This window comes from Enterobacter cloacae complex sp. ECNIH7, assembly GCF_002208095.1.
Taxonomy (GTDB): Bacteria; Pseudomonadota; Gammaproteobacteria; order Enterobacterales; family Enterobacteriaceae; genus Enterobacter; species Enterobacter cloacae_M.
The window spans coordinates 3,656,682-3,679,025 of the sequence record NZ_CP017990.1 but is presented as its reverse complement, the minus strand read 5'-3'; the positions used below and the strand labels follow the sequence as shown (position 1 = coordinate 3,679,025).

Below are 22,344 nucleotides of genomic sequence, written 5' to 3'. Positions count from 1 at the left end.
TATGCGAATGGCACGTCTGACACGCTCCCGCTGGCTATGGCTGGCGGGAGCGCTTCTCGTTTTATGGGGGCTGATTGTCGCCGCCGACCGCCTGTGGCCGTTGCCTCTGAAAGAGGTTAACCCCGCCCGGGTGGTGGTGGATGAGAAGGGCACGCCGCTCTGGCGTTTTGCCGATAGCGACGGTATCTGGCGCTACCCGGTTACCATTGAAGAGGTCTCTCCCCGCTACCTTGAGGCGCTGATCCAGTATGAAGATCGCTGGTTCTGGGATCACCCTGGCGTAAACCCGCTTTCTGTCCTGCGCGCTGCCTGGCAGGATCTCAGTTCTGGCAAAGTTGTCTCTGGCGGAAGCACGCTCACAATGCAGGTGGCACGCCTGCTGGACCCACATCCGCGCACCTTTGGCGGCAAAGTTCGTCAGCTCTGGCGGGCGATGCAGCTGGAGTGGCATCTTTCCAAGCGAGACATTCTCACGCTCTATCTCAACCGCGCTCCGTTTGGCGGCACGCTGCAGGGCGTCGGAGCGGCAAGCTGGACCTATCTCGGCAAACCGCCGTCGCAGCTCAGCTATTCCGAAGCGGCGCTGCTGGCGGTACTGCCGCAGGCACCCAGCCGCTTGCGTCCGGACCGATGGCCTGAACGGGCAGAAGCGGCGCGCAACAAAGTGCTCGACCGCATGGTCACGCAGGGCGTCTGGTCTGCGAAGCAGGTCAAAGAATCACGGGAGGAATCGGTATGGCTGGCGCCCCGGCAGATGCCGCAGCTGGCACCGCTCTTTGCGCGCATGATGCTAGGCAAAAGCCGCGACACTAAAATTGTCACCACGCTGGATGCCGGGCTACAGCGGCAGCTGGAAGAGCTGGCGATGAACTGGAAATCTCGCCTGCCGGCACGCAGCTCGCTGGCGATGATCGTCGTGGATCATACGGATATGAAAGTGCGCGGCTGGGTCGGCTCGGTGGATATTAACGATGACACGCGTTTCAGCCACGTGGATATGGTCAATGCGATCCGATCCCCGGGATCGGTGTTAAAGCCCTTTATTTACGGTATGGCGCTGGACGATGGCCTGATCCATCCCGCCTCGCTGCTCCAGGACGTTCCCAGAAAAACCGGTGATTATCGCCCCGGGAATTTTGACAGTGGGTTCCACGGACCGGTCAGCATGAGTGAAGCGCTGGTGCGCTCCCTCAACCTGCCCGCGGTACAGGTACTGGAAGCCTACGGGCCAAAACGTTTTGCCGGGATGCTGAACAACGCGGGATTGCCGCTGATCCTGCCCGCGGGGGCGCAGCCGAATCTGTCCCTGATCCTCGGCGGGGCAGGCGCCCGGCTGGCGGATATCACAGCGGCCTACAGCGCCTTTGCCCGACACGGTAAGGCGGGAAGGCTGCGATTACAGCCGGGCGATCCGCTCATTGACCGTCCGCTGCTGTCGCAAGGCTCGGCGTGGATTATTCGCCGTATTCTGGCGAACGAGGCGCAGCCGCTGCCGGATAATGCGCTACCGCAAATCGCGCCGCTGGCGTGGAAAACCGGCACCAGCTACGGCTACCGTGATGCCTGGGCGATTGGTCTTAATGCCCGCTACGTAATAGGCATCTGGACAGGACGACCGGACGGCACGCCCGTAGCGGGGCAGTTTGGTTTCGCCAGCGCGGTTCCGCTATTAAACCAGGTGAATAACCTGCTTCAGTCACGCTCATCGGTAGACGAGGCCCGCCTGCCGCGCGACCCGCGTCCGGAGAGCGTCGGGCGGGGCGTGATCTGCTGGCCGGGCGGCCAGTCGCTGCCGGAAGGGAGTGAAAACTGTCGGCGTCGCCTGTCGACCTGGTTGCTGGAAGGGAGTGAACCGCCCACGCTGCTATTGCCCGAACAGGAAGGGATACGCGGCATTCGTTTCCCGGTCTGGCTGGATACAACGGGTAAACGCGTGGCGGCAGATTGCCCTGATGCAACTGAAAAAGTCCTGGATGTCTGGCCGCTGCCGCTGGAGCCGTGGCTGCCGGCGACCGAGCGTCGCGCGGTACGGGTCCCTCCTTCATCAACCACCTGTCCTCCGCTGTCGCAGGACGCACCTGCGCCACTCATCCTGACAGGCGTGCGTGAAGGGGCCGTCATCAAACGTCTGCCGGGGGAATCCCGCGTTTCGCTGCCGCTTCAGGCGACCGGCAATAGCGGTGAGCGCTGGTGGTTTTTGAACGGTGAACCGCTGAATGTGAAGGGAAGAGTTTACACATTACAGCTTGATAAATCTGGCGATTATCAGTTATTCGTTATGGATGAGACCGGGCAGGTCGCGACGGTGAATTTTTCGCTGCAGTAATCTGAAAACAGCTTTCAGATGTGAGCTGTTGCTAAAACTCGTCTTATTTTAAAAAAATGTTACCTGAATCCATAGGCAATGGCGCTATTGCTCATTATAATCCGCGCCACACCATACTCAGGTATGAAAAACAACAGAACATTGACAGAGGTTATCATGGCTATTGAACGTACTTTTTCCATCATCAAACCAAACGCGGTGGCAAAAAACGTTATTGGCAGCATCTTCGCTCGCTTTGAATCTGCAGGTTTCAAAATTGTTGGCACCAAAATGCTGCACCTGACCGTTGAGCAGGCTCGCGGTTTCTACGCTGAGCACGAAGGTCGCCCATTCTTTGACGGCCTGGTTGAGTTCATGACCTCCGGTCCAATTGTGGTATCCGTGCTGGAAGGCGAAAACGCAGTACAGCGTCACCGTGACCTGCTGGGCGCAACCAACCCGGACAACGCGCTGGCGGGTACTCTGCGCGCTGACTATGCAGACAGCTTCACCGAGAACGGTACCCACGGTTCTGACTCTGTTGAATCTGCTGCACGCGAAATCGCTTTCTTCTTCGCTGAAGGCGAAGTGTGTCCACGCACCCGTTAATTTAACGGTTTCGTTTACACATTATTTTCGTAAATGCCGCGTCCAGACGTGGCATCCCTGCGCCAGACTTTGTACAATGCAACGCCCCGGATGAGCAGACTGCTTTCCGGGGCGTTTCTATTCAACCCTCCATGGGCCATAACGTGTAACAACGAGGCCGGAAAATATTATGTCTGAATTAGTGAATACCTCCGAAGTCGCCATTCCTGCGGTTCCCAATAAAAATGGAAAAATCAACCTGCTGGATCTGAACCGTCAGCAGATGCGCGAGTTCTTTAAAGAGATGGGCGAAAAGCCGTTTCGTGCCGATCAGGTCATGAAGTGGATGTATCATTACTGCAGCGACAATTTTGATGACATGACTGACATCAACAAGGTCCTGCGCAACAAGCTTAAGGAAGTGGCTGAAATCCGCGCACCGGAAGTGGTAGAAGAACAGCGCTCAGCGGATGGCACCATCAAATGGGCGATTGCGGTAGGCGATCAGCGCGTTGAGACCGTCTACATCCCGGAAGAAGACCGCGCCACGCTGTGTGTCTCCTCTCAGGTAGGCTGTGCGCTGGAGTGCAAATTCTGCTCTACCGCGCAGCAAGGCTTTAACCGTAACCTGCGGGTGTCAGAAATTATCGGCCAGGTCTGGCGTGCCGCGAAAATCGTCGGTGCGGCAAAAGTAACCGGTACGCGTCCTATCACCAACGTGGTGATGATGGGGATGGGGGAGCCGCTGCTGAACCTGACCAACGTCGTTCCGGCGATGGAAATCATGCTGGATGACTTCGGTTTTGGTCTGTCCAAGCGTCGCGTCACGCTGTCTACCTCTGGCGTTGTGCCTGCGCTGGACAAGCTGGGCGATATGATTGACGTTGCGCTGGCGATCTCCCTGCATGCACCAAACGACGAAATTCGTGACGAAATTGTGCCGATCAACAAAAAGTACAATATCGAAACCTTCCTCGCTGCGGTGCGTCGCTATCTGGAGAAATCCAACGCCAACCAGGGCCGCGTCACCATCGAGTACGTGATGCTTGACCACGTCAACGACGGTACCGAACATGCACATCAGCTGGCTGAACTGCTGAAAGATACGCCATGTAAAATCAACCTGATCCCATGGAACCCGTTCCCGGGCGCGCCATATGGCCGTAGCTCGAACAGCCGTATCGACCGCTTCTCCAAGGTGCTGATGGAGTATGGTTTCACCACCATCGTGCGTAAAACCCGTGGTGATGACATTGATGCAGCATGCGGACAGCTGGCTGGTGACGTTATTGACCGTACCAAACGTACCCTGCGTAAACGCATGCAGGGCGAGACGATCGCGGTTAAAGCTGTTTGATTATTATGCACTCACGGCGCATTATCTGCGCCGTGAAGCATACTCTTACTGAATAATCAGTCAGATTCGTGATGACTGAACAATAATTACGGTGCGTTTCATCCGACTTTCGGGCAGTATGTAACGACGTAACAACAGTTTAGCCGTACGGGCAGGGCTGTACTGTCATCTCCGGGCTGACAGTCTTATACTCTCTGTTCAAGGTTAACTGACCAGAAGTTTCGCGGTGCGGGTGGCATTGTGACTCACCGGCACCTGAACCCTTATTTTTCACGTACCAGTAGTTGTAGCGAATGAATACTGAAGCCACTCACGACCAACATGAAGCACTCTCCACTGGCGTTCGTCTTCGCAACGCCCGTGAACAACTCGGACTCAGCCAGCAAGCCGTTGCGGAACGCTTGTGCCTGAAGGTTTCCACGGTTCGCGATATTGAAGAAGATAAGGCACCTGCCGATCTGGCTTCAACGTTCTTGCGCGGTTATATCCGCTCTTACGCAAAACTGGTGCATATCCCCGAAAACGAATTACTGCCAATGATGGAGAAGCAGGCACCGGTCCGTGCAGCAAAAGTTGCGCCGATGCAGACTTTCTCCCTGGGGAAACGTCGTAAAAAACGCGATGGCTGGCTGATGAGCTTTACCTGGCTGGTGCTGTTTGTGGTGATCGGTCTGACCGGCGCATGGTGGTGGCAAAACCACAAGGCCCAGCAGGAAGAGATCACCACCATGGCCGATCAATCTTCCGCCGAACTCAACCAGGCCGGAAGTGAGAATGCCCAGAACGTGCCGCTGAATACCGACGGCGCAGCTTCCTCAAGCGAGCCACAGACCGCAGCGCCAGACGCGTCGGCGACCGATGCTGTACAGGCTCCGGCAGCAACGGCTAACACCGCTGCGCCGCAGGCTCAGGATCAAAACGCAGTGGTTTCCCCTTCTCAGGCAAATGTTGACACTGCGGCAAACGCGCCTGCGGCCACTCAGCCTGCGGACAATACCGCTGCGTCTCTGCCAACCAGCCCGGCGGGTACGGCCACAGCAGCCGATCCTAATGCGCTGGTAATGAACTTCAGCGCTGACTGCTGGCTGGAAGTGACTGATGCGACAGGTAAAAAACTGTTCAGCGGCCTGCAGCGTAAAGATGGCACGTTAAACCTAACCGGCCAGGCTCCCTATAAACTTAAAATCGGCGCTCCGGCAGCGGTACAGATCCAGTATCAAGGAAAACCTGTCGACCTGAGCCGCTTTATCAGAACTAACCAGGTTGCACGTCTTACCGTTAATGCCGAACAATCAGCAGCACAGTAACAGACGGGCAACGCGGGAGATTTTTCATGCATAACCAGGCTCCGATTCAACGTAGAAAATCGAAACGGATTTACGTTGGGAATGTGCCAATCGGCGATGGGGCACCTATCGCCGTTCAGTCGATGACCAACACGCGCACCACCGATGTGGAAGCGACGGTTAATCAAATCAAAGCATTAGAGCGTGTAGGCGCAGACATTGTTCGCGTCTCCGTCCCGACCATGGATGCAGCTGAGGCGTTCAAACTGATCAAACAGCAGGTCAGCGTTCCGCTGGTGGCTGATATTCACTTCGACTACCGCATCGCGCTGAAAGTGGCCGAATACGGCGTCGATTGCCTGCGCATTAACCCGGGCAACATCGGTAACGAAGAGCGTATCCGCATGGTCGTGGACTGCGCCCGCGATAAAAATATTCCTATCCGTATCGGCGTTAACGCCGGTTCCCTGGAAAAAGACCTGCAGGAAAAATACGGCGAGCCGACGCCACAGGCGCTGCTCGAATCCGCGATGCGTCATGTCGATCATCTCGATCGTCTTAACTTCGATCAGTTCAAAGTCAGCGTAAAAGCGTCGGACGTGTTCCTGGCGGTAGAGTCTTATCGTCTGCTGGCAAAACAGATCGACCAGCCTCTGCACCTCGGGATCACCGAAGCGGGCGGCCTGCGCAGCGGCTCTGTAAAATCTGCGATCGGTCTGGGGCTGCTGCTCTCCGAAGGGATCGGTGACACCCTGCGCGTCTCGCTGGCGGCCGATCCGGTCGAAGAGATCAAAGTCGGTTTCGATATCCTGAAGTCACTGCGCATTCGCGCGCGTGGGATCAACTTCATTGCCTGCCCAACCTGCTCACGTCAGGAGTTTGATGTGATCGGGACGGTGAATGCCCTGGAGCAGCGTCTGGAAGACATTATCACCCCGATGGACGTCTCCATCATCGGCTGTGTGGTAAACGGTCCGGGTGAAGCGCTGGTGTCAACTCTGGGCGTGACCGGCGGTAACAAGAAAAGTGGTCTCTATGAAGATGGCATTCGTAAAGATCGTCTGGATAATAGCGACATGATCGACCAGCTTGAAGCCCGCATCCGCGCCAAAGCCGCCATGATGGACGAAACACAGCGTATCAGCGTTCAGCAGGTTGAAAAATAACGTGATGGGAAGCGTGCCGCTTCCCATGTATGATTGAACCCATTCTTTGGGTTTTTTTTGTATATAGAAAGAGAATAAACGTGGCAAAAAACATTCAAGCCATCCGCGGCATGAACGATTATCTGCCTGGCGAAACCGCCATCTGGCAGCGCATTGAAGGCACACTGAAGCAGGTGCTCGGCAGCTACGGTTACAGCGAAATCCGTTTGCCGATTGTAGAGCAGACCCCGTTATTCAAACGCGCGATCGGTGAAGTCACCGACGTGGTTGAAAAAGAGATGTACACCTTTGAGGACCGCAACGGCGACAGCCTGACCCTGCGTCCGGAAGGTACGGCGGGCTGCGTACGCGCCGGCATCGAACATGGTCTTCTGTACAATCAGGAGCAGCGCCTGTGGTATATCGGCCCGATGTTCCGCCACGAACGTCCTCAGAAAGGTCGTTATCGTCAGTTCAATCAGCTGGGTGTGGAAGTCTTTGGCCTGCAGGGTCCGGACATTGACGCCGAACTGATTATGTTGACCGCCCGCTGGTGGCGCGCCCTCGGTATCGCCGATCACGTTTCCCTTGAGCTGAACTCTATCGGTTCTCTGGAAGCTCGCGCTAACTACCGCGATGCGCTGGTAGCGTTCCTGGAACAGCATAAAGAGAAGCTGGACGAAGACTGCAAACGTCGCATGTACAGCAACCCGCTGCGCGTACTGGATTCCAAAAACGCGGATGTTCAGGCACTGCTGAACGATGCGCCTGCTCTGGGTGACTACCTGGATGAAGAATCTCGCGAACACTTCGCGGGCCTGTGCAAACTGCTTGAGGCGGCAGGCATCGCCTATACCGTGAATCAGCGCCTGGTGCGCGGTCTGGACTACTACAACCGTACCGTGTTTGAGTGGGTGACCACCAGCCTCGGTTCTCAGGGTACCGTATGTGCGGGCGGCCGTTATGACGGTCTGGTTGAGCAACTTGGCGGTCGCGCAGCCCCTGCTGTTGGCTTCGCGATGGGCCTTGAGCGACTTGTTTTGCTGGTTCAGGCAGTTAATCCGGAATTTAAAGCAGATTCTGTTGTCGATATATACCTGGTGGCTTCAGGCGCGGAAACGCAGTCTGCGGCGATGCAGCTTGCCGAACGCGTGCGCGATGCGCTCCCGGACGTTAAGCTGATGACCAACCATGGCGGCGGCAACTTCAAAAAACAGTTTGCTCGTGCCGATAAGTGGGGCGCAAGTATTGCACTGGTGCTGGGCGAGTCCGAAGTGGCTAACGGCGAAGTGGTGGTGAAGGACCTGCGCTCTGGTGAGCAGACAACGGTAACGCAGGACGGCGTTGCGGCGCACTTGCGCACTCTATTGGGCTAAGGAGAAGGACTGCGTGGAAATTTACGAGAACGAACACGATCAGGTCGACGCGATTAAGCGCTTCTTTGTTGAAAACGGCAAAGCGCTGGTTGTTGGGGTTATTTTAGGTATCGGTGCGCTGGTGGGGTGGCGTTACTGGAACAATCATCAGGCAGATTCCGCGCGTGGCGCGTCGCTGTCCTATGAAAATACCGTGAGCGCAATTCGTGCCGATCAGCCGCAAACGCTGGCTGCGGCAGAAAAATTTGCGGCTGACAACAAAAACACCTACGGTGCACTGGCTGCGCTGGAAGTGGCTCAGCAGTACGTTGATAAGAACGAACTGGATAAAGCCGCTGCACAGCTCTCGCAGAGCCTTGCTGCGGCCAGCGATGAGAACCTGAAAGCGGTGATCAATCTGCGCCTGGCACGTATTCAGGTTCAGCAGAAAAAAGCTGACGATGCGCTGAAAACGCTCGATACCATCAAAGGCGAAGGTTTTGCTGCCATCGTTGCCGATCTGCGCGGTGAAGCACTGCTGAGCAAAGGTGACAAAGCGGGCGCGCGTAAAGCGTGGCAAGCTGGCGTAGAGAGCAATGCTTCACCTGCGCTGAGCGAAATGATGCAGATGAAAATAAATAATTTGTCCGTCTGAGAGGGACCCGATGCAATTGCGTAAATTACTTCTGCCAGGACTGCTTTCTGTTACGTTATTGAGTGGTTGTTCACTGTTCAGTGGCGAAGAAGACGTTGTGAAAATGTCCCCACTGCCGACGGTTGAAAACCAGTTTACTCCATCCACCGCGTGGGATGTCTCCGTGGGCAATGGGATTGGTGATTTCTATTCCAACCTTCATCCTGCGTATGCAGACAGCGTTGTCTATGCCGCTGACCGCAAAGGTACCGTGAAAGCGGTGAACGCCGATGACGGGAAAGAAGTATGGTCCGTTAACCTGGCGGAAAAAGACGGCTGGTTCTCCCGTAAACCTGCACTGCTGTCTGGCGGTCTGACCGTTGCCGGTGGTCATGTCTACGTGGGCAGCGAAAAAGCGCAGGTTTATGCGCTGAACAGCAGCGACGGCTCCATTGCCTGGCAAACAACCGTAGCGGGTGAATCCCTGTCTCGTCCGGTAGTAAGCGACGGTCTGGTGCTGATTCATACCAGCAACGGCCAGCTGCAGGCGCTGAACGAAGCGGATGGTCTGGTGAAATGGACCGTTAACCTGGATATGCCTGCGCTCTCTCTGCGCGGCGAATCCGCGCCGGCTACCGCATTTGGTGCTGCCATTGTGGGCGGTGACAACGGTCGCGTGAGCGCAGTGCTGATGCAGCAGGGCCAGATGATCTGGCAGCAGCGTATCTCTCAGGCTACTGGCTCAACGGAAATTGACCGTCTGAGCGACGTAGACACAACGCCAGTCATCGTTAACGGTGTGGTTTACGCGCTGGCCTATAACGGCAACCTGACCGCGCTGGATCTGCGCAGCGGCCAGATCATGTGGAAACGTGAGCTGGGCTCTGTGAACGATTTCATCGTTGAGGGCAACCGCATCTATATGGTCGATCAGAACGACCGTCTGCTGGCTCTGAGCACTGAAGGCGGCGTGACGCTGTGGACGCAAAGCGATCTGCTGCACCGTCTGCTGACTGCTCCGGCACTGTACAACGGTAGCCTGGTGGTTGGCGACAGCGAAGGGTATATGCACTGGATCGATCCGGATAACGGCCGCTTTGTTGCACAGCAAAAAGTCGACAGCTCTGGTTTCCTGACCGATCCGGTTGTGGCCGACGGCAAACTGCTGATTCAGGCAAAAGACGGCACGCTGTACGCGATCACGCGTTAATTACCCGGCGGTTGTAGTATACTAAACGGCTCCTGTTCACTCAGGAGCCGTTTTGACATTTTTAAAAACGCCGCAAAAGCGACGTTATTTTGAATTTTATGAGGCTTCAAACATGGTACCTGTGGTCGCGCTTGTCGGGCGCCCTAACGTTGGAAAATCCACTCTTTTTAACCGTTTAACACGCACCCGTGATGCGCTGGTTGCGGATTTCCCGGGGCTGACGCGTGACCGTAAGTACGGTCGTGCAGAGGTGGAAGGACGTGAGTTCATCTGTATTGATACCGGTGGTATTGACGGCACAGAAGACGGCGTTGAAACCCGCATGGCGGAACAGTCGCTGCTGGCGATTGAAGAAGCGGATGTGGTGCTGTTTATGGTGGATGCGCGCGCTGGCCTGATGCCGGCGGACTCCGCTATTGCCAAACACCTGCGTTCACGCGAAAAGCCGACCTTCCTGGTGGCGAACAAAACTGACGGCATCGATGCCGATCAGGCCGTCGCGGATTTCTGGTCTCTGGGCCTGGGTGAGATCTACCCGATTGCGGCATCGCATGGCCGTGGCGTCACCAGCCTGCTGGAAACCGTTCTGCTACCGTGGGTTGATGAAGTGAACCCGCCGGAAGAGGTGGACGAAGACGCTGAATACTGGGCGCAGTTCGAAGACGGAGAAGAGGGCGAAGAAGAGCCTGAAGACGACTTCAACCCGCAGGACCTGCCGATCAAGCTGGCCATCGTGGGTCGTCCAAACGTAGGTAAGTCTACGCTTACTAACCGTATTCTGGGTGAAGAGCGCGTGGTCGTTTACGACATGCCGGGCACCACCCGTGACAGTATCTACATTCCTATGCAGCGCGATGAGCGTGAGTATGTCCTCATCGACACCGCCGGGGTGCGTAAGCGCGGGAAAATCACCGATGTAGTGGAAAAATTCTCCGTTATCAAAACCCTGCAGGCGATCGAAGATGCTAACGTAGTGCTGCTGGTCATCGACGCACGCGAAGGTATCTCCGATCAGGACCTCTCTCTGCTCGGCTTTATCCTCAATAGTGGGCGCTCACTGGTTATCGTGGTCAACAAGTGGGATGGCCTGAGCAATGAAGTGCGCGAGCAGGTGAAAGAGACCCTCGACTTCCGTCTGGGCTTTATCGACTTTGCACGCGTGCACTTCATCTCTGCGCTGCACGGCAGCGGCGTGGGTAACCTGTTCGAATCCGTGCGTGAAGCGTACGACAGCTCCACCCGTCGTCAGAGCACCGCGATGCTGACCCGCATCATGAATATGGCTGCAGAAGACCATCAGCCGCCGCTGGTGCGCGGCCGTCGCGTGAAGCTGAAATATGCTCACGCCGGTGGTTACAACCCGCCAATCGTAGTAATTCACGGCAACCAGGTGAAAGACCTGCCGGATTCCTACAAGCGCTATCTGATGAACTATTTCCGTAAATCGCTGGACGTGATGGGCACGCCTATCCGTATCCAGTTCAAGGAAGGGGAAAACCCGTTTGCCAACAAGCGCAACACCCTGACGCCAAACCAGATGCGTAAGCGTAAGCGCTTGATTAAGCACATTAAGAAAAGCAAATAAGCTTTACGTGCTTCACGAAAGCCCGCGTTTATCGCGGGTTTTTTTTTGCCCAATCATACCGCCGGTTTTCTCTGTGTGAAGTCAATCACTATTCACTTTTAACCAAGTTTAAATCTAAGAAAGTAGACAATCGTCGAATTTTCATCTTAAAGTCCAGGGTCCGGTACTAGACAAAACTAGCGCCTGGTTATCAAATGGTTAACTAACTTTTCGCCGCATGTAAAAAATCGGCCAGATACGTAACTGGCCGGCGTACCTGCTGGTGTTTACAAGCACGACGACATACCTTTCGGGAGAATTATGCAATCCACTGTTAATCAAAAAGAGAGCCGAACGTTCTTCGGCCATCCGTATCCGCTCGGTTCCCTGTTCTTCACCGAGATGTGGGAGCGTTTCTCATTTTACGGCATTCGTCCGTTACTGATCCTGTTTATGGCCGCCACCGTCTATGACGGCGGGATGGGCCTGGCGCGTGAAAACGCCTCGGCGATTGTCGGTATCTTTGCCGGTACTATGTACCTGGCCGCGCTGCCGGGCGGCTGGCTGGCTGATAACTGGCTCGGTCAGCAGAGAGCTGTCTGGTACGGTTCGATCCTGATTGCGCTCGGCCACCTGTCGATCGCGCTCTCAGCGGTGATGGGGAACAACCTGTTCTTTATCGGCCTGATGTTCATCGTGCTTGGCTCCGGGCTGTTCAAAACCTGTATCTCGGTGATGGTCGGCACCCTGTATAAAAAAGGCGACGCGCGTCGTGACGGCGGTTTCTCGCTGTTCTATATGGGCATCAACATGGGCTCGTTCATCGCGCCGCTGATTTCCGGCTGGCTGATTAAAACCCACGGCTGGCACTGGGGCTTTGGTATTGGCGGCATCGGGATGCTGGTGGCGCTGATTATCTTCCGCGTGTTTGCCGTTCCGGCGATGAAACGCTATGACGGCGAAGTCGGCCTCGACTCCACCTGGAACAGCCCGGTGGTGAAGCGTAACGGCGTGGGCGTTTGGCTGCTGGCGCTGGCGGCAGGCGTGGCAACGATCGTGACGCTGATTGCGCAGGGCGTGATTGTGATTAACCCGGTCGCGGTAGCCAGCGTGCTGGTCTACGTGATTGCGGCATCCGTTGCCCTCTACTTTATTTATCTGTTTGTTTTTGCGGGCCTGAATCGTAAAGAGCGCGCCAGACTGTTGGTCTGCTTTATTCTGCTGATCTCCGCGGCGTTCTTCTGGTCCGCGTTTGAGCAGAAGCCAACTTCATTCAACCTGTTTGCCAACGACTACACTAACCGCATGATTGGTGATTTTGAAATCCCGGCGGTGTGGTTCCAGTCAATTAACGCCCTGTTCATCATTCTGCTGGCTCCGGTGTTTAGCTGGGCATGGCCGAAGCTCGCGAGCAAAAACATTCGTCCGAGCAGCATCACCAAGTTTGTTATTGGTATTCTGTGCGCGGCGGCGGGCTTTGGCCTGATGATGCTGGCGGCACAGAACGTGCTGAGCAGCGGTGGAGCGGGCGTGTCGCCGTTCTGGCTGGTGGGCAGCATCCTGATGCTGACGCTCGGCGAACTGTGCCTGAGTCCGATTGGCCTGGCGACCATGACGCTGCTTGCGCCGGAAAGAATGCGCGGCCAGATGATGGGGCTGTGGTTCTGCGCCAGCGCGCTCGGTAACCTGGCGGCGGGCCTGATTGGCGGCCACGTGAAGGCCGATCAGCTGGATATGCTGCCGGATCTCTTTGCTCGCTGCTCCATCGCGCTGCTGATCTGTGCCGCGGTACTGATCGTCCTTATTGTTCCGGTGCGCCGCATGCTGGAAAATGCGCAGACTAAACCGGCAGCTGAAGCCTGATAATGTTCAGCCTACCGGGGCAGTTATCCTGTCCCGGTAAAACCCAACAGGAGAGAATATGTCGATTACCTGCCCGGAATGCCAGGCACCGCTGGAGCCCCAGAACGGCGTAGCGCACTGCGACAGCTGCAATAAAGATATTGCGCTTGAAGCCCGCTGCCCGGAGTGCCATCAGCCGCTCCAGGTATTAAGAGCCTGCGGCGCGGTGGACTATTTCTGCCAGAACGGCCACGGCCTTATCTCTAAAAAACGCGTGGAGTTTGTTCGGGCCGAAGGTTAATCGCAGACGCAGCCTTCGCCTTTCTTCCAAAGCTCAACCAGCGACTCTGGCGCTTCCTGCTCCGGCACCAGCACGACGATATCGGCGTAGTGCGCCTGATTTTGCCCGGTCCAGATAATCTGGATGCGGAAATAGCGCTGGTCGCCGCTGCCGGGTGAAGAGGCTTGCCCCGGCGGCTGACCGCGCGGAAAAGCCTGCTCCAGGATGCTCACCAGGCGCTGGCGCTGGGCTTCATTGAGCGAGGAGAGCGCGATGGTGCGCTGTCCGCTCAGCCTGGGGATAAAAGCGACGCCGCCTTCCCGGGCCAGCTCAACCACGGCGTCATCCGTCAGTTCCGGAACCTGCATTTACAACACTCCCACCTGTTCCCAGGCTTGTTTAATGGCCGCTCCAACGTCGCCGCCGGAGCGTTTCTCTCCGTGCGCGATCGTCAGTTTTGCGAAGGCCTCAAAATCCGCATCCTGCGCCAGATTGCGATCGCAAACCGTGTCGTACCAGGCATAACCTGCTTTTTCCCAGGCGTAGCCGCCGATCGCCGTCGCGGCCAGATAAAATGCCCGGTTGGGGATGCCGGAGTTCAGATGCACGCCGCCGTTATCCTCGCGCGTTTTAATGAAATCTTTCATGTGCGCAGGCTGCGGATCTTTGCCGAGCAGGGGATCGTCATAGGCGGTGCCGGGTTCAGACATTGAGCGCAGCCCTTTGCCGTTAATCCCTTTCGCCAGCAGCCCTTCACCAATGAGCCAGTCTGCTTTATCGGCGGTTTGCTTCAGATGGTACTGTTTGACCAGCGAGCCAAACACGTCCGACAGAGACTCGTTCAGCGCGCCCGACTGCTCAAAATAGATAAGCCCGGCTTCGGTCTCGGTTACGCCGTGGCTCAACTCGTGCGCCACCACGTCGATGGCGATGGTAAAGCGGTTAAATATTTCCCCGTCGCCGTCGCCAAATACCATCTGCTGCCCGTTCCAGAAGGCGTTCTGATATTCCCGGCCGTAATGCACGGTGCCGGTCAAAATAAGCCCTTTATTATCGAGCGAATCGCGCTGATATTCTTTCCAGAAGAAGTCATGGGTAATACCTAAATAATTATAGGCTTCATCCACCGCCACATCGCCGTTCGACGGCTGACCTTCGTAACGCACCTGCGTACCCGGCAGCTCCTGGGTTTGCTTCGCGTCGTAAATATCGCGCTCCAGCTGCCCGGCTTTATTCACGTGCGGCGCGGCGGGTTTGCCCGGCATGTGGGCCATCAGCGTCTGGACATGGGTTAAGGTCTGACGGGCGCAGCGCTGCTGCGGCTCGGAACCGCTTTCGATAATACGACGAAGAATATAAGGGGGAATAACGCTATGAAGATGGGGCATGCTGCTCTCCTTATTAAAAAAGGGAATAGCAGCAGTATAGTAAGTAACCGGCGAAGAATTATCCGGTTTTACGCTGACGCGTCTTTTTCACCGGTTTAATTGATTTCACTTCGCTTTCTACCCAGCCGTCGGAAAGACGCGTCGTCAGGACATCACCGGCGTTCACCTGTTTGGTCTGCTTCAGCACTTTGCCGTCCGTCGCCGTCGTCACGCTATAGCCGCGCGCCAGCGTGGAGAGGGGGCTGACGGCTTCAAGGTGGGTCACCGCATTGCCAAAACGCTCGCGGGTGGTGCTCAGGCGCGCCCGGACGCTCTCCGCCAGACGATACTCCAGCTGCTGGATCCGCGTTTGCGCGCGATAGATTTTCGGCTGCGGGTTCTGCTGGTTCAGGCGCTGCGTCACGCGCTGCTGGCGCGATACTGCGCGCTTAAGCTGCGCGTCCACCGCAACGTTCATGCGCTGACGCAGACGATCCAGCACGGTCTGCTGGCGCGCCAGACGCAGCTGCGGATGCTGCTGCTGAAGACGATGATGAAGCTGGGTGAAGCGGCGGGTACGGTTGGCAAGGAAGTAGTCCATCGCCATCTCAAGACGCTGCTGTACGTTCTGAATCTGACGCAGCAGCTCCAGCTGGTTGCGGCTGACCACTTCCGCCGCCGCGGACGGCGTAGGCGCGCGCAGATCCGCGACGAAATCCGCAATTGTTACGTCCGTTTCGTGGCCGACGGCGCTTACCACGGGGATAAGGCTGGCAAAGATTGCCCGCGCCACGCGCTCGTCGTTAAAGCTCCACAAGTCTTCCAGCGAACCGCCGCCGCGCCCGACGATTAAGACGTCACACTCCTGACGCACGTTCGCCAGCTCAATGGCGCGAACTATCTGGCCCGGCGCATCGTCACCCTGAACGGCGGTCGGGTAGATGATGACGGGCAGGGAAGGGTCGCGACGCTTCAGCACGTGCAAAATATCGTGCAGTGCCGCACCGGTTTTCGAGGTGATGACCCCAACGCAGTGGGCGGGGGAGGGCAGCGTCTTTTTGTACTGCTGGTCGAACAGCCCCTCGGCAGAGAGCCGGGCTTTTAGCTGTTCATACTTCTGCTGCAGCAGGCCTTCGCCCGCGGGCTGCATGCTCTCGACGATAATCTGATAATCGCCGCGCGGCTCATACAGGGTGATATTGGCGCGAACCAGAACCTGCTGGCCGTGCTGAGGACGAAACGTCACGCGACGGTTGCTGTTGCGGAACATCGCACAGCGCACCTGGGCGGTGTCGTCTTTTAGGGTAAAGTACCAGTGACCGGAGGACGGCTGCGTGAAGTTAGAGATCTCACCGCTGATCCAGACCTGCCCCATTTCCTGCTCAAGCAGCAAACGCACCGTCTGATTCAGGCGGCTGACGGTATAAATTGAGGGGGATTGAGAGGATAACATGTGAGCGGGATCAAATTCTAAATCAGCAAGTTATTCAGTCGATAGTAACCTGCTGAGAGGCAATCGCAAGCTTTTTTATAAAAAAGTGTAGATGCAATCGGTTACGCTCTGTATAATGCCACGGCAATATTTAACCACCCAGGTCAGAGATATTGCCCATGCTACGTATCGCTAAAGAAGCACTGACGTTTGACGACGTCCTCCTCGTTCCCGCTCACTCCACTGTTCTGCCGAATACTGCCGATCTCAGCACGCAGTTGACTAAAACCATTCGCCTGAACATTCCTATGCTCTCTGCGGCAATGGACACCGTGACTGAAGCGCGCCTGGCTATCGCCCTGGCACAGGAAGGTGGCATTGGCTTTATTCACAAAAACATGTCTATCGAACGTCAGGCCGAAGAAGTTCGCCGCGTGAAGAAACATGAATCCGGCATCGTGTCTGACCCACAGACCGTTCTGCCAACCACCACGCTGCACGAAGTGAAGGCCCTGACCGAACGTAACGGTTTCGCCGGTTACCCGGTTGTGACCGAAGAGAACGAACTGGTTGGCATCATCACCGGTCGTGACGTGCGTTTCGTGACTGACCTGAACCAGCCTGTTAGCGTCTACATGACGCCAAAAGAGCGTCTGGTCACCGTTCGCGAAGGTGAAACCCGTGACGTGGTGCTGGCCAAAATGCACGAAAAACGCGTTGAAAAAGCGCTGGTTGTTGACAGCAGCTTCCACCTGCGCGGCATGATCACCGTTAAAGATTTCCAGAAAGCAGAACGTAAGCCTAACGCCTGTAAAGACGAGCATGGCCGTCTGCGCGTCGGCGCTGCGGTTGGCGCTGGCGCCGGTAACGAAGAGCGCGTTGACGCGCTGGTTGCTGCGGGCGTTGACGTCCTGCTGATTGACTCCTCTCACGGCCACTCCGAAGGCGTTCTGCAACGTATTCGCGATACCCGCGCCAAATACCCTGATCTGCAGATCATTGGCGGTAACGTGGCCACCGGCGCAGGCGCTCGCGCGCTGGCTGACGCTGGCTGCAGCGCGGTGAAAGTGGGTATCGGCCCTGGCTCCATCTGTACTACCCGTATCGTCACCGGCGTGGGCGTTCCGCAGATCACCGCGGTGTCTGACGCTGTTGAAGCGCTGGAAGGCACCGGTATTCCGGTTATCGCTGACGGCGGTATCCGCTTCTCTGGCGACATCGCCAAAGCGATCGCCGCGGGCGCAGCTGCCGTAATGGTAGGCTCAATGCTGGCCGGTACCGAAGAATCCCCGGGTGAAATCGAACTCTACCAGGGCCGTTCTTACAAATCTTACCGCGGTATGGGCTCCCTGGGCGCGATGTCCAAAGGCTCCTCTGACCGTTACTTCCAGACCGATAACGCCGCTGACAAACTGGTGCCGGAAGGTATCGAAGGTCGCGTTGCCTATAAAGGCCGTCTGAAAGAGATCATTCACCAGCAGATGGGCGGCCTGCGCTCCTGTATGGGTCTGACCGGCTGTGGTACCATTGACCTGCTGCGTACTAAAGCGGAATTCGTACGCATCAGCGGTGCGGGTATCCAGGAGAGCCACGTTCACGACGTGACGATCACCAAAGAGTCCCCGAACTATCGTCTGGGCTCCTGATAAGTTTCCGCGCCCGGCTTCTGCCGGGCGCTCTGTTTTTGTTTCACTTGCCTCGGAATTAGCGTCAATGACGGAAAACATTCATAAACATCGCATTCTCATCCTGGACTTCGGTTCTCAGTACACTCAGCTGGTGGCGCGTCGCGTACGTGAACTGGGCGTTTACTGTGAGCTGTGGGCGTGGGATGTCACGGAAGCACAGATTCGCGAATTCAATCCAAGCGGCATCATCCTGTCCGGCGGCCCGGAAAGCACCACCGAAGAGAACAGCCCGCGCGCGCCGCAGTACGTGTTTGAAGCTGGCGTGCCGGTATTCGGCGTTTGCTACGGCATGCAGACCATGGCAATGCAGCTGGGCGGCCACGTAGAAGGCTCTAACGAGCGCGAGTTTGGCTACGCGCAGGTAGAAGTCGTCACCGACAGCGCGCTGGTGCGCGGTATCGAAGACTCCCTGACCGCAGACGGCAAACCGCTGCTGGACGTGTGGATGAGCCACGGCGACAAAGTTACCGCCATCCCGTCTGACTTCGTGACCGTTGCCAGCACCGAAAGCTGTCCGTTCGCCATCATGGCGAACGAAGAAAAACGCTTCTACGGCGTGCAGTTCCACCCGGAAGTGACCCACACCCGTCAGGGTATGCGCATGCTGGAGCGCTTCGTGCGTGACATCTGCCAGTGTGAAGCCCTGTGGACCCCGGCAAAAATCATCGACGACGCCGTTGAGCGTATCCGCCAGCAGGTTGGCGATGACAAGGTAATTCTCGGCCTCTCAGGCGGCGTGGACTCCTCCGTGACCGCGATGCTGCTGCACCGCGCCATCGGCAAAAACCTGACCTGCGTATTCGTGGACAACGGTCTGCTGCGTCTGAACGAAGCCCAGCAGGTCATGGACATGTTCGGCGACCACTTCGGTCTGAACATCGTTCACGTGGAAGGCGAGCAGCGCTTCCTGGACGCGCTGAAAGGCGAGAACGATCCGGAAGCCAAACGTAAAATCATCGGCCGCGTGTTCGTGGAAGTGTTCGACGAAGAGGCGCTGAAGCTGGAAGACGTGAAGTGGCTGGCGCAGGGCACCATCTACCCTGACGTGATCGAATCCGCGGCCTCTGCAACCGGTAAAGCACACGTCATCAAATCTCACCACAACGTGGGTGGCCTGCCGAAAGAGATGAAGATGGGCCTGGTTGAACCGCTGCGCGAGCTGTTCAAAGACGAAGTGCGTAAGATCGGTCTGGAACTGGGTCTGCCGTACGATATGCTCTACCGTCACCCGTTCCCGGGTCCGGGTCTGGGCGTGCGCGTGCTGGGCGAAGTGAAGAAAGAGTACTGCGACCTGCTGCGTCGCGCGGACGCGATCTTCATCGAAGAGCTGCACAAAGCTGACCTGTACAACAAGGTAAGCCAGGCGTTCACCGTGTTCCTGCCGGTTCGCTCCGTTGGTGTGATGGGCGATGGCCGCAAGTACGACTGGGTGGTTTCCCTGCGTGCGGTGGAAACCATCGACTTCATGACCGCGCACTGGGCACATCTGCCTTATGACTTCTTAGGCCGCGTGTCTAACAGAATAATCAATGAAGTCAATGGGATATCGCGAGTCGTATATGACATCAGCGGTAAGCCACCGGCTACGATTGAATGGGAATAATTCCCCGCTGAATTAACAACCAAACCCTCTGCCTGTGCAGGGGGTTTTTTATTGCCTTACTTCCCCTCTCCCAGCCGATACGCCAGAGCCACCACCAGCGACTGCACCAGGCACAGCGTCGCCGACTGCGAGCGAAACGCATCCACCTGCGCCTCCTTCACCACAAAGCAGAGATCGCTGAACGTCGCCAGCGGGCTAATCTGGCTGTCCGTAATCACGATCTGCCGCGCGCCGACGCTGGCGGCGGTTTCGCTGACCATCACCGTCTCTTCCGCGTACGGCGAGAAGCTGATCGACACCACGATGTCGCGCGCCTTAATGCGGCTGATCTGCTCGCGCAGCATGCCGCCCATGCCGTCGAGCAGGATAGGGCGGCACTCGAGGTGGCTCAGGGCGTAGGTGAGGTAGGCCGCGACGCTGAAGGAGCGGCGCAGTCCGGCGATGTAGATGGTGTCGGCGTCGACCAATAGCTGCACCGCGCGCTCCAGCATTTCCGGTTCGGCGCGGGCGGCCAGCTGCTGCAGCGCCTGCGCGTTCGAGCGGGCGAACTCCTGCAGGATATCGAGCGGCGTTTCCGGCACGGCCTCGCTCTCCATCTCGCGGAACAGCCGGGCGCGGTCGCTGTAGCTGGCGGTCTCCTCCACCAGGTTCATGCGAAACAGCTGTTTCATTTCGTTGAAGCCGGTGAAGTCAAAGGCGTTGGCAAAGCGGATCAGCGTCGAGGGCGGCACGTCGGCACGCTCGGCAATGACGGCAACCGTATCAAAGGCCACGCTGTTGGTGTTATCCAGCACGTAGCGGGAGACCTGCTGCAGCCTCTTGCTCAGGCTATCGTAGCGATCGCGGATTTGCTGCTGCAGTTCGTTCAGGCTGGTTGCTGTCGTCATCTTATCCCCCAAATACAGTCTTATGATTCTAAACGCAAAACCGCGTCTTTTAAATGTCGGCCATCCATCTGGCAGCAAAAATGAAACAGAAACTTCAGTCATTTCCTCGCCCGAAATCCTTAATAGCGCACGCTGCACCAGTGTTGTTGGCTGTTAACATAAAAATCCATCCTTGATCACAATAATCATCATTTATTTTATTTCAACTTAAAATGGAATGTTTGTTTCATATATAGTGTTCAGTACACAGTGTTCAGGTAACAGTCACGTATCAACAGCGAGAGGTTAAGGATGGAGACGGTAGCGAATTTTATTCACGGCGAATGTGTCACCGGTTCAGGCCAGCGCGTTCAGGCGATCTTCAACCCGGCCACCGGCGAGCAGATCCGCCAGGTGGTGATGAGTACGGCGCAGGAAACGGAGCAGGCGATTGCCGCCGCGCAGCAGGCGTTTCCGGCGTGGGCGCGCCATGCTCCGCTGAAGCGCGCGCGCGTGATGTTTCGCTTCAAGGCGCTGCTGGAGGAGAACATGGAGCGCCTGGCCCGCATCATCAGCGAAGAGCACGGCAAGGTCTTCTCCGACGCGGTGGGCGAACTGACCCGCGGCCTGGAAGTGGTGGAGTTTGCCTGCGGCATCCCGCATCTGCAAAAGGGTGAACACTCTGCGAACGTCGGCACGGGCGTCGACAGCCACTCGCTGATGCAGCCGCTCGGCGTCTGCGCCGGGATCACCCCGTTTAACTTCCCGGCGATGGTGCCGATGTGGATGTTCCCGATTGCGCTGGCGACCGGCAACACCTTCGTGCTGAAGCCGTCGGAAAAAGACCCTTCGCTGGCGCTCGCGCTGGCGCAGCTGCTGAAAGAGGCCGGCCTGCCGGACGGCGTGTTCAACGTGGTGCAGGGCGATAAGGAGTCCGTTGACGTGCTCCTGACCGACCCGCGCGTGCAGGCGGTGAGCTTTGTCGGCTCCACGCCGATTGCTGAATACATTTACCAGACCGCGTCCGCCCATGGTAAGCGCTGTCAGGCGCTGGGCGGCGCGAAAAACCACTGCATTTTAATGCCGGATGCCGACATGGAGATGGCGACCAACGCCATCATGGGCGCGGCCTACGGCGCGGCGGGCGAGCGCTGCATGGCGCTCTCGGTAGTGCTGGCGGTGGGAGATAAAACCGCCGATGACCTCTGCGCCCGGCTCGAAAAACAGATTGCCGCGCTGCGCGTCGGGCCGGGCCTGGACCAGTCGCCGGAAAACGAAATGGGGCCGCTCATCTCCTCCGCGCACCGCAGCAAGGTGCTGGGCTACATTGACAGCGGGGAAGCGCAGGGGGCGAAGCTTCGCGTGGACGGTCGCGGCTTCAGCGTGAAGGGCCACGAGCAGGGCTACTTCGTCGGGCCGACGCTGTTCGATAGCGTCACCCCTGAGATGACCATCTATAAAGAAGAGATTTTTGGCCCGGTGCTTTCTGTGGTGCGCGTAGCAGATTACGCCAGCGCGGTGGATCTGATTAACCGCCATGAATATGGTAATGGTTCAGCGATCTTCACCCGCGACGGCGGCTGCGCGCGCCGCTTCTGCGAAGAGGTGCAGGCGGGCATGGTGGGCGTCAACGTGCCGATCCCGGTGCCGATGGCATTCCACAGCTTCGGCGGCTGGAAGCGTTCTATCTTTGGCGCGCTCAACGTTCACGGCAGCGACGGCGTGCGCTTCTACACCCGAATGAAAACCATCACCGCGCGCTGGCCGGAAATGCAGCAGGAGACAGGCGCTGCGTTCTCTATGCCAACGCTGGGCTGACAGG

18 protein-coding genes are annotated in these 22,344 nt (G+C 57.2%); 14 read left to right on the top strand and 4 right to left on the bottom strand.

Translation table 11 applies throughout. The annotated features are described in order from the left end of the window. Position 1: 1 nt before the first annotated feature. The 11 genes from pbpC to WM95_RS17990 all read left to right on the top strand — a co-directional run bounded on the left by pbpC (position 2) and on the right by WM95_RS17990 (position 13,587). Positions 2–2,326, top strand: a complete 2,325-nt coding sequence (gene pbpC, locus WM95_RS18040; RefSeq protein WP_063408281.1) for a peptidoglycan glycosyltransferase PbpC — start codon at positions 2–4, stop codon at positions 2,324–2,326. 156 nt (positions 2,327–2,482) lie between these two features. Beyond that, entirely contained in the window at positions 2,483–2,914 is a 432-nt protein-coding gene (gene ndk, locus WM95_RS18035; protein WP_003860625.1) for a nucleoside-diphosphate kinase, read from the top strand. 169 nt (positions 2,915–3,083) lie between these two features. Beyond that, the gene (locus WM95_RS18030; protein ID WP_014171168.1) at positions 3,084–4,250 is read left to right on the top strand and encodes a bifunctional tRNA (adenosine(37)-C2)-methyltransferase TrmG/ribosomal RNA large subunit methyltransferase RlmN; all 1,167 of its coding nucleotides are present in this window, start codon (positions 3,084–3,086) and stop codon (positions 4,248–4,250) included. A gap of 293 nt (positions 4,251–4,543) precedes the next feature. Beyond that, positions 4,544–5,557, top strand: a complete 1,014-nt coding sequence (gene rodZ, locus WM95_RS18025) for a cytoskeleton protein RodZ (protein WP_063408282.1) — start codon at positions 4,544–4,546, stop codon at positions 5,555–5,557. Positions 5,558–5,583: 26 nt separating this feature from the next. Beyond that, positions 5,584–6,702, top strand: a complete 1,119-nt coding sequence (ispG, locus tag WM95_RS18020) for a flavodoxin-dependent (E)-4-hydroxy-3-methylbut-2-enyl-diphosphate synthase (RefSeq protein WP_063408283.1) — start codon at positions 5,584–5,586, stop codon at positions 6,700–6,702. 80 nt (positions 6,703–6,782) lie between these two features. Continuing rightward, complete coding sequence (gene hisS / locus WM95_RS18015) at positions 6,783–8,057, top strand: histidine--tRNA ligase (protein WP_045355313.1); 1,275 nt, start codon at positions 6,783–6,785, stop codon at positions 8,055–8,057. A gap of 13 nt (positions 8,058–8,070) precedes the next feature. Next, a complete protein-coding gene (locus tag WM95_RS18010; RefSeq protein ID WP_023308812.1) occupies positions 8,071–8,691 on the top strand; it encodes a YfgM family protein in 621 nt (206 codons plus the stop codon). Positions 8,692–8,701: 10 nt separating this feature from the next. Then, positions 8,702–9,880, top strand: a complete 1,179-nt coding sequence (gene bamB / locus WM95_RS18005) for an outer membrane protein assembly factor BamB (protein ID WP_008502135.1) — start codon at positions 8,702–8,704, stop codon at positions 9,878–9,880. 112 nt (positions 9,881–9,992) lie between these two features. Next, positions 9,993–11,465, top strand: coding sequence for a ribosome biogenesis GTPase Der (gene der, locus WM95_RS18000; RefSeq protein ID WP_023308811.1), 1,473 nt, complete (start codon positions 9,993–9,995; stop codon positions 11,463–11,465). A gap of 300 nt (positions 11,466–11,765) precedes the next feature. Then, positions 11,766–13,307: a peptide MFS transporter gene (locus WM95_RS17995; RefSeq protein ID WP_023308797.1), complete on the top strand. Its 1,542-nt coding sequence runs from the start codon at positions 11,766–11,768 to the stop codon at positions 13,305–13,307. A gap of 58 nt (positions 13,308–13,365) precedes the next feature. Beyond that, a complete protein-coding gene (locus WM95_RS17990) occupies positions 13,366–13,587 on the top strand; it encodes a zinc ribbon domain-containing protein (RefSeq protein WP_063408284.1) in 222 nt (73 codons plus the stop codon). Here the strand turns inward: WM95_RS17990 and WM95_RS17985 are convergent. The 3 genes from WM95_RS17985 to xseA are packed head-to-tail and all read right to left on the bottom strand — an operon-like array spanning position 13,584 to position 16,386. Beyond that, positions 13,584–13,934, bottom strand: coding sequence for a protealysin inhibitor emfourin (locus tag WM95_RS17985; protein ID WP_023308795.1), 351 nt, complete (start codon positions 13,932–13,934; stop codon positions 13,584–13,586). The two genes, WM95_RS17990 and WM95_RS17985, sit on opposite strands and share 4 nt — an antisense overlap. Continuing rightward, positions 13,935–14,954: a M4 family metallopeptidase gene (locus tag WM95_RS17980; RefSeq protein WP_063408285.1), complete on the bottom strand. Its 1,020-nt coding sequence runs from the start codon at positions 14,952–14,954 to the stop codon at positions 13,935–13,937. 58 nt (positions 14,955–15,012) lie between these two features. Then, positions 15,013–16,386, bottom strand: a complete 1,374-nt coding sequence (xseA, locus tag WM95_RS17975) for an exodeoxyribonuclease VII large subunit (protein WP_063408286.1) — start codon at positions 16,384–16,386, stop codon at positions 15,013–15,015. Between the two features lie 158 nt (positions 16,387–16,544). Between xseA and guaB the strand changes: the two genes are divergently transcribed. Beyond that, complete coding sequence (guaB, locus tag WM95_RS17970) at positions 16,545–18,011, top strand: IMP dehydrogenase (RefSeq protein WP_023333022.1); 1,467 nt, start codon at positions 16,545–16,547, stop codon at positions 18,009–18,011. Between the two features lie 67 nt (positions 18,012–18,078). After that, positions 18,079–19,656, top strand: coding sequence for a glutamine-hydrolyzing GMP synthase (gene guaA, locus WM95_RS17965; protein WP_006811514.1), 1,578 nt, complete (start codon positions 18,079–18,081; stop codon positions 19,654–19,656). A 56-nt stretch (positions 19,657–19,712) separates the two neighbouring features. Here the strand turns inward: guaA and WM95_RS17960 are convergent, their stop codons facing one another. Beyond that, positions 19,713–20,543 carry a MurR/RpiR family transcriptional regulator gene (locus WM95_RS17960; RefSeq protein ID WP_063408287.1) on the bottom strand — a complete coding sequence of 277 codons (831 nt, stop codon included), beginning with the start codon at positions 20,541–20,543 and terminating at the stop codon, positions 19,713–19,715. Positions 20,544–20,834: 291 nt separating this feature from the next. On the opposite strand from WM95_RS17960, the gene WM95_RS17955 reads away from it, so the two are divergent. After that, a complete protein-coding gene (locus WM95_RS17955) occupies positions 20,835–22,340 on the top strand; it encodes a CoA-acylating methylmalonate-semialdehyde dehydrogenase (protein WP_063408288.1) in 1,506 nt (501 codons plus the stop codon). The last annotated feature ends 4 nt before the right edge of the window (positions 22,341–22,344 follow it).

Excerpts from the sequence above, each read along its gene's own strand:
- pbpC (WP_063408281.1), top strand. The coding sequence starts at position 2 with ATGCGAATGGCACGTCTGACACGCTCCCGCTGGCTATGGCTGGCGGGA.
- ndk (WP_003860625.1), top strand. The coding sequence starts at position 2,483 with ATGGCTATTGAACGTACTTTTTCCATCATCAAACCAAACGCGGTGGCA.
- WM95_RS18030 (WP_014171168.1), top strand. The coding sequence starts at position 3,084 with ATGTCTGAATTAGTGAATACCTCCGAAGTCGCCATTCCTGCGGTTCCC.
- rodZ (WP_063408282.1), top strand. The coding sequence starts at position 4,544 with ATGAATACTGAAGCCACTCACGACCAACATGAAGCACTCTCCACTGGC.
- ispG (WP_063408283.1), top strand. The coding sequence starts at position 5,584 with ATGCATAACCAGGCTCCGATTCAACGTAGAAAATCGAAACGGATTTAC.
- bamB (WP_008502135.1), top strand. The coding sequence starts at position 8,702 with ATGCAATTGCGTAAATTACTTCTGCCAGGACTGCTTTCTGTTACGTTA.
- der (WP_023308811.1), top strand. The coding sequence starts at position 9,993 with ATGGTACCTGTGGTCGCGCTTGTCGGGCGCCCTAACGTTGGAAAATCC.
- WM95_RS17995 (WP_023308797.1), top strand. The coding sequence starts at position 11,766 with ATGCAATCCACTGTTAATCAAAAAGAGAGCCGAACGTTCTTCGGCCAT.
- WM95_RS17990 (WP_063408284.1), top strand. The coding sequence starts at position 13,366 with ATGTCGATTACCTGCCCGGAATGCCAGGCACCGCTGGAGCCCCAGAAC.
- WM95_RS17985 (WP_023308795.1), bottom strand. The coding sequence starts at position 13,934 with ATGCAGGTTCCGGAACTGACGGATGACGCCGTGGTTGAGCTGGCCCGG.
- WM95_RS17980 (WP_063408285.1), bottom strand. The coding sequence starts at position 14,954 with ATGCCCCATCTTCATAGCGTTATTCCCCCTTATATTCTTCGTCGTATT.
- xseA (WP_063408286.1), bottom strand. The coding sequence starts at position 16,386 with ATGTTATCCTCTCAATCCCCCTCAATTTATACCGTCAGCCGCCTGAAT.
- guaB (WP_023333022.1), top strand. The coding sequence starts at position 16,545 with ATGCTACGTATCGCTAAAGAAGCACTGACGTTTGACGACGTCCTCCTC.
- guaA (WP_006811514.1), top strand. The coding sequence starts at position 18,079 with ATGACGGAAAACATTCATAAACATCGCATTCTCATCCTGGACTTCGGT.
- WM95_RS17960 (WP_063408287.1), bottom strand. The coding sequence starts at position 20,543 with ATGACGACAGCAACCAGCCTGAACGAACTGCAGCAGCAAATCCGCGAT.
- WM95_RS17955 (WP_063408288.1), top strand. The coding sequence starts at position 20,835 with ATGGAGACGGTAGCGAATTTTATTCACGGCGAATGTGTCACCGGTTCA.